Origin of the sequence: Phytohabitans houttuyneae, assembly GCF_011764425.1 — a bacterium.
Lineage (GTDB): Bacteria > Actinomycetota > Actinomycetes > Mycobacteriales > Micromonosporaceae > Phytohabitans > Phytohabitans houttuyneae.
In genome coordinates, this window is record NZ_BLPF01000004.1 from 947,719 (window position 1) to 961,582 (window position 13,864).

Consider the following 13,864-nt stretch of genomic DNA (forward strand, 5'->3'; position numbering starts at 1 on the left):
CGTCCCGCTGGCAGCGGGTCTATCCTCTCCACAGCGCGCTGGCGGCCATGACGAGCCCGAAAGAGACACGTGACGACCACACCCATTCTGGTACTGGGAACCGCTGAGTGGAGTTCCCCGATCGCCACCAACCAGCACTACGTCGTGCGGGAGCTGGCGCGCGACCACGGCGTGCATTTCGTGGAGTCCCTCGGCCTGCGCCGGGTGCGGCTCGACGCCAAAGACCTGCGGCGCATCGGCCGCCGGTTGCGCAACTCGGTGGGTGGCCGGGACACGACGGCGTACCGGCCGGTGCCGGACGGGGCGAAGGTGATCTCGCCGCTCGTGGTGCCGCTGCACCGCGCGCCGACCCGCGTGCCCAACCGGCTGCTGCTGGAGCGGGCGGTCGCTGACTGGCGGCACAGTCCCGGGCCGCGGTTGCTGTGGACGTTCACCCCGGTGACGTACGGGTTGGAGCGGCATGCCGACGCCACCGTGTACCACTGCGTCGACATCCTCGGCGCGTTTCCGGGCATCGACGCCAAGGCGGTGGCCGCGGGAGAGCGAAACCTCGCCACCAGGGCCAGCCTCGCGATCGCGACAAGCTCGGCGGTCGCCGCACACCTGGATCAGATGGGTTTCCCGGACGTGCTGACCCTGCCCAACGTGGCCGACGTCGACGTCTTCTCCGCCGCTGTGCGGCCGGCCGCACAGCGGCGACCCGCCGCGATCTTCGCCGGCAACCTCTCGCCGCACAAGCTCGACTTTCCGCTGCTGCGCGCGCTCGCGGAGGCGTTGCGGGGCCAGGGTGAGCTGCTGCTGGCAGGGCCGGTGGCCGCCGGCGGTGGCGGCTTCGACCGCGAGCTGGCGGAGCTGACCGCGCTCGGCGCCCGGCATCTCGGCGTGCTCACGCTCGACAAGCTCGCCACCGTGCTCGGCGAGTGCACCGTTGGCCTGATCCCGTACGCGGCGAACGCGTACACGGCCGGGGTCAGCCCGCTCAAGTGCTACGAGTACCTGTCCGCCGGCCTGCGCGTGGTGAGCACGCCGATACCGGAGGTCGTGCGCGCCGCCACCGGTACAGGTTCGATCGACGTCGCCGACACGGTCGACGACTTCGTCGCGACGGTGCTCAAGGCACTGCCGCCCGGCACCGACGCCGACATCCAGGGGCGGCTCGACGGGGCCCGCCCGTTCGGCTGGGCACATCGCGGCGAGCGGCTGCGCGAGATCGCCGCCACCGCGCTGACGGCGGTGGACGGGACGCGCCGTGGCTGAGCCGCTTCGCAAGGCCGCCGGTGCGCTGGCCGGCCGGTCGCCGGCGCTCGCCGCGGGCGCCCTCTTCGTGCTCGCCGTGCCGCAGATCTACCTGCTGCCCGAAGGCCGCATCGACATCGCGCTCACCACGGTCGTCACCGGGCTGCTGGCGCCGGGGCTGCTGCTCGTGGTGTGGCGCGGCGCCGGCCGTTCGCTGCTGCGCCTCTGGCTCGTGCGGGTGCTGCTCGGGCTGATCGCCATCCGGGTGCTCGCGCTGGCCTGGTCACCGGAGCCGCGTTCCGGCCTGCAGCCGATCGTGGTGCTCGGCCAGTTCGCGGTCACGGTCGCCCTGATGGCGCAGCTGCTGCGGCGTGAGCCCGGCCAGGTGCGGCTGCTGCACTGGCTGTACTGGCCATGGGTGGCGGCGGAGGCGGCGCTCGTCGTGCTCTTCCGCGTCGCACCCGATGTCGAGGACGGTTTCCTGCGCACGGCCGGCGGCTGGTTCGCCGGGCAGAACACGGTCGGCGCCCTCTTCGGCGAGGGGCGCAACAACGTGCTGGACGTGGCCAAGTCCGGCGGCGTGTTCGTCAACGCCAACGTGGCCGCGATGTTTCTCGGGGTCAACGGGCTGGCCGCCCTCGCGCTCGCCGTGGTCACCCGGCAGCGGTGGCTGCGCGTGCTCGGCGTCGCGCTGCTGCTCACGGTGCCGTTCACCGGTTCAAAGTCCGCGACGGTCCTGACCGTGGCGCTGCCCGCGGCCGCGTTCGGCATCCAGCAGCTGACCCGGGCCGCCGCGCCCGCCGTCCGGCGCCGGCTGCTGGCCGGCTCCTTGATCGGCGGTACCGCTGTGATCGCGCTGCTGCTGACCGTGAGCGCCGGCCTGCGCGACGCGATGGTGGAGGCGTTCGTGGGCCGCACGATCATCTGGCGGTTCGGTGCCGAGGAGTTTCGCGAGCATCCCGTCCTCGGGCTGGGCTTCGGCGGCTGGGACGACGGCTTCGGGCCGTACGCGGCGGCGGAAGGGCTGGACCGCAGCTTCCCGCCGCACAACGTCCTGCTCGCCGCCTGGGCCAACACGGGCATCGCCGGCCTGCTGCTGTCCGCCGCTTTCTTCGCGCTCGCCGCGTGGCTGTGCGCGCGCCACATGTCGCGGCCCGGCGGCGACCGGCGGATGGTGCCTTTCGTGGCGGCCGCGGTCGCGTGGGTCTTCGTGCAGGGCATGGGAGAAAACACCGACCTCTTCGGTGTGATCCACCTGATCCCGATCCTCTCGCTTCTGATCGCATACCTCATCCGGCCCGCTGGCGAGGAGTCGAAGGACAGTGCCACAAACCACCGTGGGGATTCTGCGACACCAACAGTTCCTGCCGTCGGAGACCTTCATCGCGAGCCAGGCGGAGGCGCTGCGGAGCTTCCGGCCGCTGTACGTGGCGCGGGACCCGGTGCCGACCACGAGGAGAGTCGAGTCGCTTAGCGTCGCCGAGTTCGGGCGGCCGGCGCTGCTCGCGTACACGCTGACAGGTCGCGCGCAGCCGCTCGCGGCCGCCCTCAGCGAGCGCGGGGTCGCCTTGCTGCACGCCCACTTCGGGCCCGAGGGTGCGTACGGCGCGGGTGTGGCAAAGGCGATGGGCGTGCCGCTGGTCACGACGCTGCACGGCTTCGACGTGACGGTGACGAAGGCGCGGCTGCTCGCCTCGCGCAAGCCATCCTGGGTGCGGTACGTGTCCGGGCGGGGCGCGCTGTTTCGCTACGGTGCACGGTTCATCTGCGTCTCCGAGCACATCCGGCGGCGGGCTGTGGAGTGGGGCTACCCGGAGGAGAAGGTGACCGTGCTCCCAATCGGCGTCGACGTCGACCTGATCGCGCCGGCCGCGACGCCCGAGGTGCCGCGCGTGCTGCACGTGGCCCGGCTTGTCGAGAAGAAGGGCACGGCCGACCTGCTGAAGGCGTTCGCCGTGGCGGCGCGGGCGGTGCCCGGCGCGGAGCTGGTCGTCATCGGGGAGGGGCCGCTGCGCGAGTCGCTCACCGCGCTCGCGGCCGAGCTCGGCACCGGCGACTCGGTGCGCTTCCTCGGCGCCCAGCCGTACCCGGAGACGCTGCGCTGGGTGCGCGAGTCGCGGCTGCTCTGCCTGCCGAGCGTGACCGCGCCCAACGGCGACCAGGAAGGACTGGGGATGGTGCTGCTGGAGGCGGCCGCCACCGGACGGCCGGTGGTCGGCACCGACCACGGCGGCATACCTGAGGCGGTGGTCGACGGCACCACCGGCTACCTCGTGCCTGAGCACGACGTGACCGCGCTGGCGGACCGCATCGTGACGCTCCTGCGCGACCCGGAGCTGGGCGAGCGCCTCGGCAAGGCGGGCCGCGACATGGTGGTCGAGCGCTTCAACCTGAGCCGGCAGACCGGAAAGCTCGAAGACCTTTACCGGAGTTTGCTGTGAGGGAGCGAGTTGGCGCGGCGGCGTCTGGACGGAGCCACCCCGCCGGCGGAGTCGGGGTTTCGGGGTGGCGGAGGAAGACGTCGCCTTCAGCGCCGCACGAGCGAGCGAACCAGGGGGCACAGTGAGCCGGGCGATCCTCGTCTTCTCCCGGGCCACCCCGCACCACCACTCCGGCGGCATGGAGGAGGTCTCGTGGGGCCTGGCCGCCGAGTGGGCCCGCCTCGGCCGGGAGGTGCGGCTCGTCACCACAGCCCTGCCCGGCGCCGAGGGTCCGTTCAGCGACGCGGGGGTCGAGGTCGTGCCGCTTTCCGGTACCGCGCCCGGGCGCTACTCCCGCGCCTGGTGGGAGGCGTCCCGGCGGTACTGGACACAGCTTGCCGCCGCGCCGTCCGTGGTGCTGTCGGTCAGCTCGGCCGCGTACGCGGCGGTGCGTGAGCGCGCCCGCCACCCGCACACGCCCTTCGTGATGCAGGCACACGGCACGTCCGCGATGGAGATCCTGTCCAAGCTCCGCGCGGCCAGCGTGAAGTACGCGGCCACCGCGCCGAAAAACGCGCTCTGGCTCCTGCGCGACCTGGCCCGCTACCGCGACTTCGACCAGATCGTCGCGGTCGGTGACCGGGTGTACGACTCGCTGGTCGCCAAGCCGCAGCGCTGGTCGGTCGGTGCCGAGCGGGTCCGCCTCATCCGCAACGGGGTGGCGGCCGAGGGGCACGCGTTCGCCCCGGCGGCGCGCGAGCGGGTGCGCGCCGAGCACGGCATCGGACCAGACACCGTCGCTGTCGCCTGTGTCGGGCGGTTGCACCTGCAGAAGCGGGTCGACCGCGCGCTGCGCACCGCCGCGGCGCTGCGCGCGTCCGGTGACGGCGACAGGTACCGCTTCCTGCTGGTCGGCGACGGTCCGGACGAGCAGCGGCTACGGGGCCTCGCGGCCGAGCTGGGGGTCGCTGGCATGGTCGTCTTCACCGGCCGGGCCGACCGCGAGCGGGTCCGCGACTACAACTCGGCGGCCGACGTGGCACTGGTGACCACGGCCCGCATGGAGGTCGGGCTGCCGCTGGTCGTCCTGGAGGCACTCGCCAACGGACTGCCGTGCGTCGTGCCGTCGAGCTTCGTCGCCGGTACCTCATGGAAAGGCTTGCATCCGGTGGACGCGGGCGACCCACCGGCCGTGGCCACCGCGCTGGCCGCCGCCACCCGCGGGCCGCGCGGTGCCGCGAGCCTGCTGCCCGCGGACCTCACCCTCGAGCGGTGCGCCCGCACCTACCTCGACCTGTTCGACGAGCTCGCGCCCGTGGGCCGGGCCTGAGGGCACGATGGTCAAGATTTTCTTCCGGCTCGTGCTCGGCGGCCTCACCGGGAAGGTCCTCGGGCTGGTCCGGGAGGTGCTGCTCGCCGCGCTCTTCGGCGCCGGGCGCGTGGTCGCGGCCAACCGGGTGGCGCTCACCGCCACGATGGTCCCGATCAACTTCTTCACCGCGGACGCGCTCTCGGCCGGCTTCCTGCCGCTCTACGTGCAGTACCGCAAGGAGGGCTCGGCGCTCGCGCTGGCGCTCTACCGCACGGTGCGCACGGTGCTCGCGATCTTCTCGTTCGCGCTGCTGGTGGCGTTGCTGATCAGCCGGCACACGTGGGTGGACCTGCTCGCGCCGGGACTCGACGACGGCACCGCCGGCATCGCCGCCTCGATGCTCGCCATCGCCGCGCTGGGCGTGCCCGCCTGCGTGCTCTACAACCTCTACACGCTCGTGGCGCTGGCCCACGACGACGTGCGCCTGATCAACCTGCGCGCCTCGGCGCTGAGCATCGGACTGATCGGCGCGACCGTGGCCGCGTACCACACCGGGCACGTCACGCTGCTCGCGTGGGGCTTCACCGCCCCGTTCCTCGCCCTGTACGCGTGGGGCTTCTACTGGGTGCGGCGCAAGGGCTACCTGCGCGCCGGCGATGGGCCGGCCGACCTGCCCGATCGCGCGGGGTACCGGCTCGCGCTCGGCATGTTCTGGCGGCGGCTGCGACCGCTGCTGCTGATCCCGGTGATCCTGCAGGGCTCGATCGCGGTCGAGCGGATCGTCGGCTCGCTGCTCGGGGTCGAGGTGGTCGCCGCCACCGAGTACGCCCGCTTCGTCGTCGACTCGTGCATGGCCCTGCTGGCGGCGCCGCTGGGGCTGGCCGGGCTCGCCGGTTTCGCGAAGATGAGCGCGGGCGAGGTGTTGGGTGGGCTGCGGCGGCTCGTGCCACCGGTGCTGCTCGTGACGATCCCGCTCGCGGTGATGCTCTCGGTCAACAGCACCGGCATCGTGACGTTCCTCTACGCCCGCGGCCAGTTTGACGACTCCGCGGTGGAGACCTCGTCGGTGCTGCTGCTCGGCTTCGCGCTGGGCATCTGGGCGCAGGTCGTCGGGTACACGCTGGTCAAGGTCCTCAACGCCCGCGGCGCCAACCTGCGCGTCGCGATCGTCATGGCCGTCTCCTTCGGCGCCTCGGTCGCCGTCAACCTGCTGCTGTACCGCTACTGGGGCCCGTTCACGATCGGTGCCGCGGCGTCGGTGTGCGGGGTGCTGACGTTCGCCATCGCGGCGTGGTGCCTGGGGATCCTGCGCTACAGCCTCGTCCTGATCGCGCTGCTCCTGCCCGGCGCGGCGGCGGCGACCGGGGTCGGTGTGCTGCTCAGCGGCCCCGGCGTCATCCGGCTGGCCGCCTCCTGCACCGCGATCCTGGCGGTCTTCGGCCTCTACGTTTTCGTGGTGCCACACCTGCGGCGGACCTTCGTGTCCGGCCTGCTCGCGCGGCTTCGCAAGACCCCACCGCCCACCGAGGGGACGCTGCGGCCGTGCCGGCACAGGGCGGCGAATCGGTGGCCGTCACGGTATCGTCCCCGCCGGCAGGCAGCGAATCCGGCATGAGGAGCGGTGGGTGAGAGGTCACGGGGAGCACCTGGCGAGCCGCCACGGCGTGCCCGCGCAGCGGGCGAGCGCCGAGACCGCTCCCGGGCCGCTGGCCGGGCGGTCGGTGGCGTTGGTGCACGAGTGGTTCGGCGCGACCGGCGGATCCGAGGAAGTGTTCCGCCACATTGGACGGATCGTCCCGCACGGCGAGCGCTTCGTGCTCTGGAAGGACCACGACGCGGTGGAGCCCGGCCTGCGCGAGTCGTGGCTGGCCCGCACGCCGTTGCGCCGGGCGAAGGCGGCCGCGCTGCCCTTCATGCCGCTGGCCTGGCGCACGCTGAGCCGCGAGCGGTTCGACGTGGTCATCTCCTCGAGCCACGCGTTCGCGCACACCGTGCGGCTCGGCTCGCCGGCGCGCACCCGCTACCTGAGCTACGTGCACTCGCCCGCGCGCTACGTGTGGAGCCCCGACTTCGACGGCCGCGGGTCGAGCCCGTTGCTCACCGTGCCGAGGCGGCTGCTCCAGGTGGCCGACGTGCAGCTGAGCCGGCACGTCCACGCGTACGCGGCGAACTCGCGCGAGGTGCGCGCGCGAATCCAGCGGTACTGGCGGCGGGACGCGGTCGTCATCAACCCGCCGGTCGACACCGACTACTTCATGGCCGCGCCCGACGAAGACCGCAACCAGCCGCGCGACTACCTGCTCGGCGTGGGCCGGTGGATCCCGTACAAGAACTTCGACCTCATCATCGAGATCGCGCACGCCACCGGCCTGCCGCTGGTCATCGCCGGCTCCGGCCCCGAGGAGGAAGCGCTGCGCCGCCTGGCCGACCGCGCGTCGGTCCAGGTCACGTTCATCCTGCAGCCCAACCGCGACCGCCTCCGCCGGCTGTACTGGGGCGCGCGGGCGCTGCTGTTTCCGGTGCACGAGGACTTCGGCATGATCCCGGTCGAGGCACAGGCCTGCGGCACACCGGTGCTCGGCCTACGCCGCGGTGGCCTGCTGGAGACCGTCGCGCACGGCGAGACAGGCTTCCTGGTCGACTCCCGCGACCCTGGTGCGTACGTCCCGCTGGTCCGCCGGCTGGGCGAGCTGGCACCGGATCGCATGGCGGCGCAGGCCAGCCGCTTTTCGACCAGACAGTTCGCGGCCCGCATGAGCGCCTGGATCGCCGAGGCGGCGCGCGCGTAATGCCGCTCGCCGTCTGGCCCGGCGAGGTTTATCGGAGAATAGGACCGAGGCCCGTTTGTTATGCGAGCTGCCGCGACGTCCGCGGTGGTCCGGACCGTTGCTCCCGCGGCCTCACCGTCCGCGGCCGGGCGGCTCACCCCAACGGCCTGCTCCCGCAGATCGGGCCGTCACGCCTGATCGACCGGTTGACGCGCACGGGAACGCGGCCGCCAAAGACCGGTCCCGGAACGCGCCGATTTCCTGGTCCAGGTCTGTGCAGATCCGCGAGACCTCGGAATTGGCGTGCCGCTATCGGCGCCGACGGCTTTGACCACTCCGTCACCACCGCGAACAGCGCCTGGTCCACCCGCCGCAGGCGTTCTTCCCCAGCGGCCTGGGGAAGAACTTACCGGCGCGTAGTTTCGGGATGCGTAGTCCCAGGTCGCCGGCGGTGGTGGTCAGCGCCCGCCGCCCGGCGTCCGTGCGCTGCCGTCCGGGCGTCGGTGCGCTGGTGTGGCGCGGCGGCGGACGCCGCGTCGAAGGCGTCACCGCGCGGTCGCTCGACGTCGGGCTGCGGGAGCGGTCGTTTGGGGTGAGGTGCCTATCGCGGAGGGTGAGGCTGCGGGAGCAACGGTCCGGCGGGCCTATAGAGACCCGGCGGCCACGCCCAAGCCCTCGTGATCGGCGTCTGCAACGGCACCATCCACGCTCGGTATAGACGGATTCGGCCCATAGTCGGCTGCCCGTGGGGCGGTCTGGGTAATCGTAAGGGCGGTGGACGACGGTTTAGACCACACAAAGGTCCTCGCAGAGCAGATCGTGGTCGTTTGCTGCCCCTGTAGGGGCAGTAGACGTCCACGATCTCAACGGGATCCGGGGTTGAGCTTGCCCACCGCGGAGGGTGAGGCCGCGGGAGCAACGGTCTGGACCACGACGGGCGTCGCGGTAGCTCGATGTCGTTCTTAGAAGACCAGCACGTCTCGCAGGTAGGTGGCGATGCGGCGCAACTCCTGTGCCTCGCGGACCGGTGAGGTCATCCGCAGCACCAGCTGCTTGTTGACCACGCCGTCGCTGCCGCCGCGCCAGTAGGCGACCACGATGAGCGCGTGGCGCTGCTCGCCGTCGAGGAGCTGCTCGCCGATCGTCGTGTACTGGCCGGTGCGGGTCCACGGCACGCCCCACGCCTCTTCGGCCATGCGCATCGTGGTCTGCTGCTGGTCGTTGCAGGGCTGCGGGCAGTCGCGCACGATCAGCTCGCCGCCGATCTCGTTCGGCTGGCCTTGGCGGGCGCCGCAGCTGTACCGCACGAAGCCTTGCGCCTTGCCGGCCAGCGCGCAGTCCCAGTCCTGCGGCACCTTGAGCGCGAAGCCCAGACCGTCCAAGCTGGACAGTGTCTTGACGTTGTCGCGCTCGGTGACGTGCGGCCAGTTTTCCGGCCACTTGCCGGGCTTCGGCGGCTCGATGCCGGGCGACACCGGCGGGCCGGTGGGCGCCTCGGGCGGCAGCGCGCTGGCGGATGCGCTGTTTGCCGGCGGGTTCGGGTCGCCGCCGGAGGCGCTCCACGCGTAGACACCGCCGCCGCCCGCGATGAGCACCAGCACCGCCACCGCGATGCCGATCCACATCCCGGTGCGGGAGCGGCGCGGTGGCGGCGGGGCGACGGGCGCGTAAGGGTCGTACGGCGCGGGGCCGTGCGGCGGGTGCGGCCCGTATGCCGGGGCCGGTGCGGCGTAGGCGGGGGAGAGCGGCTGCCCGTACGCCGGGGACATGGGCGTGCCGGAGACCGGCCGCGGACCGCCCGAGATCGGGTGTGGTGGGACCGACGTGGGGTGCGGCGGCACCGAGGTGGGCGCGCCGGAAACCGGATGTGGTGCGCCGGAGACCGGGTGCGGTGCTCCCGAGGTCGGCTGGCCGTAGGTGGCGGGCGGCGTCGACACCGGCGAGGGCTGCTGCGAAACCGGCGGTGCCGACTGCGGCGCGGCCGAACCCGCCCACGGGGTGACCGGCGGTGCCGCCTGCGCCGTGGGCGGCAGGTGCATCCGCTGGGTCGGCTGCGTGCTCTCGAAGTCGTCGACCGGGCTCTCGGCGGCCGGCGCGGCCGGAGCGGGCGGCGCCGACTGCGGTGCGGCAGGTGCCGGCGGCTGCGCGGGAGGCTGCTGGGCGGCGACCGGCTGCGCCTGCTCGGCGGCCGGCGGGCCGGGCTGCACCGGCGGGAAGACGGTGGTCGGCGGCGCCTCGGCCGGTGTCGCGGTGTCGATGATGCCCGGCGGCAGCGGCTGCTGGGCCGGCGCTGTCGGCTGCTCCGGCGGGGCTGGTGGCGGGGTGACCTGCGTCGCCGGCTCGTACGGCGCGTGGTCGAGCGGCCCGGTCCCGTCCGGCGGCACCTGCTGGAAGTCCATGCCCAGCGCCAGAAACACCCGCTCCGCGCCGATGCCGTTCTCCGCCGAATACGCCACCCAGGGGGCGCCGGAGGCGAAGTCCGCGTACAGCCAGCCGGGCTCGCCGGCCTGCACGAGCGCGTTTGCCGCCTCCTGGAACGCCTCACGCCACCGCTGGTCGATGGCCACGTTGGGGTCGAGCAGCGCCACCATCAGGGACCGGCCCTGTGGGTCGATGGCCGACCAGACACTGCCCACCTGACACGAGCCGATCGCCTCGATCAGGTGGTACGGACTGCCTGGCTGCATGCCGCATCCTCCCCGCCTCTTACCGTATGCGGATCCTAGCGAGCCAGGGCACGTGCCCTGGTAAGGGGTGCTGCCGCCGCGTGCTGCCCAGGGCGTGAACGGACACGCTACGCTACGGCGGCTCACCCCTCCGCACCCTCAATAACTCGCACAGGACCGGAGCGCCGATGGAACGCGTTCTCGACGAACTCGACGGACCGCCGAGTCGGACGGAACAGCCGGCGGCGATCCAGGAACATTCCGGTACACAACGGGAAAAGCCGCGGCGCGCGTTCGCCCTACCCCGCGGAAAGAGCGTGCTGGTGGCGATGCGGCCGCTCATTTTCGCGGCCGCTGTCGGCCTCGCCGTCATCGGAATTCACGCGCTCGGAATAGCGGCGGAGTTCAACCCCTATTCCGGACGGGTGCAGTACGGGCTGCGCAGCGCACCGCTCATTCTCGCCGCGCTGGCCGCCGGTGCCATGTGGTGGGCCCGCAAGCGCGGATGGTCCTGGGACGCGGATCTGATCCCCGCCCTTTTCGGCGGCCTCGGCGCGCTGACGATCCTTACCGCCCTGCACGGTACGCCGTTCGACATGTACGGCCTGATCGGCGACCAACTGTTCCGCACCGAGTACGTCACGCGCTTCGCGGACTCGTGGTGGGGCGGCGACTACACCTATCGCGACCTTCCGGCCTATTACGCGCCGGCGTTCTTCTGGGTGCTGGGACGGGCCGCCGACCTCAGTGGCACGGCGCCGTGGCACATGCTCAAGTTCGGCACGATCACCGTCGCGTTTCTCGCCCCGATCGTCTCGTACCTGCTGTGGCGCCGGATCGTCGCCCCGCGCGTGGCCGCGCTCATCTCCTCGGCGGCGCTCATCCTGCCCAGCCTCAGCGAGTCGTACGCCTGGATCGTGCTTGTCGCCTTCATCCCCTGGTGGCTGATGGCCGGTCACGGCCTGCAAAGGGCGGGCGTGCGGCGCTGGCATCCGGTGCTGCTCGGCCTCATCGGCGCCGTGCTGTTCACCGTCTATTACTACTACTTCTTCGTCCTGCCGATCGTCCTGTGCCTTTACTTCGTCGACGCGCGGCTGCGCGGGCAGTTCAGCTGGCGAGAGGCGAGCCGCACCTTCATCGCGCTCGGCGTCGCCGCGCTCGGTTCTTCGGTGTACTGGGCGCCGCTGGCCTGGAACTTCCTGACATCGGGTCACTTCGAGTCGCTCAACAACCGCTGGATCACGCCGAACTCCGGAAAGCTCGCCCTCCCGATGCTCGAGCCGTCGGTCATCGGCGCGCTCTGCCTGATCGGCCTCGTGTTCCTGCTCGCCACCGTCAAAGAAGCGCTCTCGCGGGCGATGCTCATCGTGCTCGTCTCGCTGTACGTGTGGCACGCCGTCGGTTTCGTTTTCCTCGCGATCGACAAGCCGCTGATGTCGTTCCGGATGCGCGAGCTTGTGCCGATCCTGCTGCTCGCCGCGGCCGCGATGGCGGTCGCGCGGGTGGCCCGCTTCGCCGCGGACAACTTCTCCGCCGACGTCGTGTGGCGTTTCGCCGTGGTGGGCACCGCGCTGCTGGCGGTCTTCGCCGGCAACCGGTTTGTCGAGCTGGTGCTCGCCGACGCCAAGAACGCGCACAACCAGGCACTGCCCAACGGCAAGCTGCCGCCGTTTCACGAGGCCGGCGCCGAGCCGTGGAAGGGCGCGCCGCCCGAGCGGCTGAACGAGGTCATCGAGGCCGGCTACAAGGGACCCGGCCGGCCGGTCGTGCTCACCAGCCATCCGGACCTGCTGGCCATGTACCCCTACTACGGCTTCGTGCAGTGGAGCGCCAACTACAGCCACCCGACCAGCCAGTTTCGCGCTCGGCTGGACTTCCTCGAAGAGCTCGCCCGGTCCAGCGGGCCGGCCGAGTTCGCGGCGCGCGCGGGCGACAACCCGTACGACGACATCGACGTGATCGCGCTGCACTCCAACAAGGACACGCTGACCCTCAAGATCCGTGACGACGCGTTCCCGTTCGGTACGACCGTGCGGCAGATCGAGTTTCCGAGGCGGCTCGTGCAGCCCGAGTACTTCGACATCACGATGGTGGACTCGACCGTTGTGGCGGTGCTGCGGCAGGGCTGAGGGGCAGGCCAGGGGGTGTGACCCCGGCCGGTGGCGTTTGCCGTGGTGTCGGCGGTCGCCTATCTTCGCATCATGACCGGGGACGTCGCGCTGCTGCTGCGCCGCGCCGGCTTCGGTCCCACCGCCGCCGAGCTGGCCGCGGCGCAGCAGTCCGGATACGAGCGCACAGTGTCCGCATTGGTCGCCCCGGTCGGGCCGGACGTCGGCGCGACAGACGCACCGATCCCGGTGCTGGGGCTCGACCCTTTCGCCCGGCTGCTGACCCCGACCCCGGCACAGACCGAAAGGGCGCACGCCCAGCGGAGGGTGCAGCTGGAGTCGATCTCCCGTTGGTGGCTGGACCGCATGGTCGTGGCCAGCCATCAGGCCGTGGAGCGGCTCCAGTTCTTCTGGCAGGGCCACTGGGCCACAAAGCTCGGCAGCGCACAGCTGATGCTCGGGCAGCACCGGGCGTTGCGTGGCTCGCGCGACTTCGTCGACATGGCACACCGGATGGTCAACGACCGGGCGTTGGTGTACTGGTTGGACGGACAGCACAACAAGAAGAACGCGCCGAACGAAAACCTCGCCCGCGAGCTGTTCGAGCTTTTCGTCCTCGGCATCGGGCAGTACACCGAGAAGGACATCAAAGAGGCGGCGCGGACGTTGACCGGCTATCGGGTCGTGCTCGACAAGGACGCGTTGGTCTTCGACCCTCAGCACCACGACAACGGGCGGAAGACAATCCTCGGCACGACCGCCGACTTCGACCCGCACTCCCTCGTCGACCTGCTGGTCAAGCAGCGCGCCTGCCCTCGGTTCATCGCGACCCGGATGTGGTACAGGTACGCGTCGTCCAGCGAGCCGATTCCCGAGCGGGTGCGGGAAAGCATGGCAGCCGCGTTTCCAAAACCGATGGCGATGCTGCGGGTGCTGTTCGAAGACGACGCCTTCCAAGCGACCCGCGGGACGATGGTGAAACAGCCGGTGGAATGGTTTGTCGGAGCGCTGCGCCAGCTGGGACTGCGACCCGTGCGGCTCAAGCCGGAGGTCTTCACCCGGCTGTACTGGGCGCTGGAAAGCCTTGGCCAGCGGCCCTTCGCGCCGCCCAGCGTCGGCGGCTGGCCGGCGGGCACCGCGTGGCTCACCTCGGCCGCGGCCAACGTCAAGCTGGCCATGGCCAAGCAGCTCGCCGACCTTGTGGCACCGAGCCGCATGACACCCGAGGACGTGGCCTACATCCTGTGCGTGGACAAGTGGACAGACCGGACCTACGCGGTGCTGCGGGGCGAGCGCGACGCCCGCCTGCTGCTCACCCTCGGCCTGGTGAGCCCCGAGTACCAGGTGACCTGAC

The 13,864-nt window shown here is 71.7% G+C and carries 9 protein-coding genes and 1 pseudogene; 8 read left to right on the plus strand and 2 right to left on the minus strand.

Annotated features, from left to right (window positions below; all coding sequences use genetic code 11):
• The first annotated feature begins 69 nt into the window (after positions 1-69).
• The 6 genes from Phou_RS46460 to Phou_RS46485 all read left to right on the plus strand — a co-directional run bounded on the left by Phou_RS46460 (position 70) and on the right by Phou_RS46485 (position 7,757).
• Entirely contained in the window at positions 70-1,257 is a 1,188-nt protein-coding gene (locus tag Phou_RS46460) for a glycosyltransferase family protein (RefSeq protein WP_173070594.1), read from the plus strand.
• Positions 1,250-2,710 carry an O-antigen ligase family protein gene (locus Phou_RS46465; protein ID WP_173070596.1) on the plus strand — a complete coding sequence of 487 codons (1,461 nt, stop codon included), beginning with the start codon at positions 1,250-1,252 and terminating at the stop codon, positions 2,708-2,710. Before Phou_RS46460 ends, Phou_RS46465 begins: the two co-directional genes overlap by 8 nt.
• The gene (locus tag Phou_RS46470; protein ID WP_173070598.1) at positions 2,664-3,677 is read left to right on the plus strand and encodes a glycosyltransferase; all 1,014 of its coding nucleotides are present in this window, start codon (positions 2,664-2,666) and stop codon (positions 3,675-3,677) included. Before Phou_RS46465 ends, Phou_RS46470 begins: the two co-directional genes overlap by 47 nt.
• A gap of 121 nt (positions 3,678-3,798) precedes the next feature.
• The gene (locus Phou_RS46475) at positions 3,799-4,986 is read left to right on the plus strand and encodes a glycosyltransferase (protein WP_173070600.1); all 1,188 of its coding nucleotides are present in this window, start codon (positions 3,799-3,801) and stop codon (positions 4,984-4,986) included.
• A gap of 7 nt (positions 4,987-4,993) precedes the next feature.
• Positions 4,994-6,583 (plus strand): lipid II flippase MurJ, encoded by a 1,590-nt coding sequence (locus Phou_RS46480; protein WP_173070602.1) that lies wholly within the window; start codon positions 4,994-4,996, stop codon positions 6,581-6,583.
• Positions 6,584-6,593: 10 nt separating this feature from the next.
• Entirely contained in the window at positions 6,594-7,757 is a 1,164-nt protein-coding gene (locus Phou_RS46485) for a glycosyltransferase (RefSeq protein ID WP_246274688.1), read from the plus strand.
• A 210-nt stretch (positions 7,758-7,967) separates the two neighbouring features.
• On the opposite strand, the pseudogene Phou_RS46490 reads toward Phou_RS46485, so the two are convergent.
• Both Phou_RS46490 and Phou_RS46495 read right to left on the minus strand, forming a co-directional pair.
• Positions 7,968-8,259: pseudogene (locus Phou_RS46490) on the minus strand (transposase); the annotation flags it as partial.
• A 439-nt stretch (positions 8,260-8,698) separates the two neighbouring features.
• Positions 8,699-10,423, minus strand: coding sequence for a hypothetical protein (locus tag Phou_RS46495; protein WP_173070604.1), 1,725 nt, complete (start codon positions 10,421-10,423; stop codon positions 8,699-8,701).
• A 167-nt stretch (positions 10,424-10,590) separates the two neighbouring features.
• Between Phou_RS46495 and Phou_RS46500 the strand changes: the two genes are divergently transcribed.
• Together Phou_RS46500 and Phou_RS46505 are read left to right on the plus strand one after the other, a co-directional pair.
• Entirely contained in the window at positions 10,591-12,531 is a 1,941-nt protein-coding gene (locus Phou_RS46500) for an arabinofuranosyltransferase (protein ID WP_173070606.1), read from the plus strand.
• Between the two features lie 72 nt (positions 12,532-12,603).
• Positions 12,604-13,863, plus strand: a complete 1,260-nt coding sequence (locus tag Phou_RS46505) for a DUF1800 domain-containing protein (RefSeq protein WP_173070608.1) — start codon at positions 12,604-12,606, stop codon at positions 13,861-13,863.
• The last annotated feature ends 1 nt before the right edge of the window (position 13,864 follow it).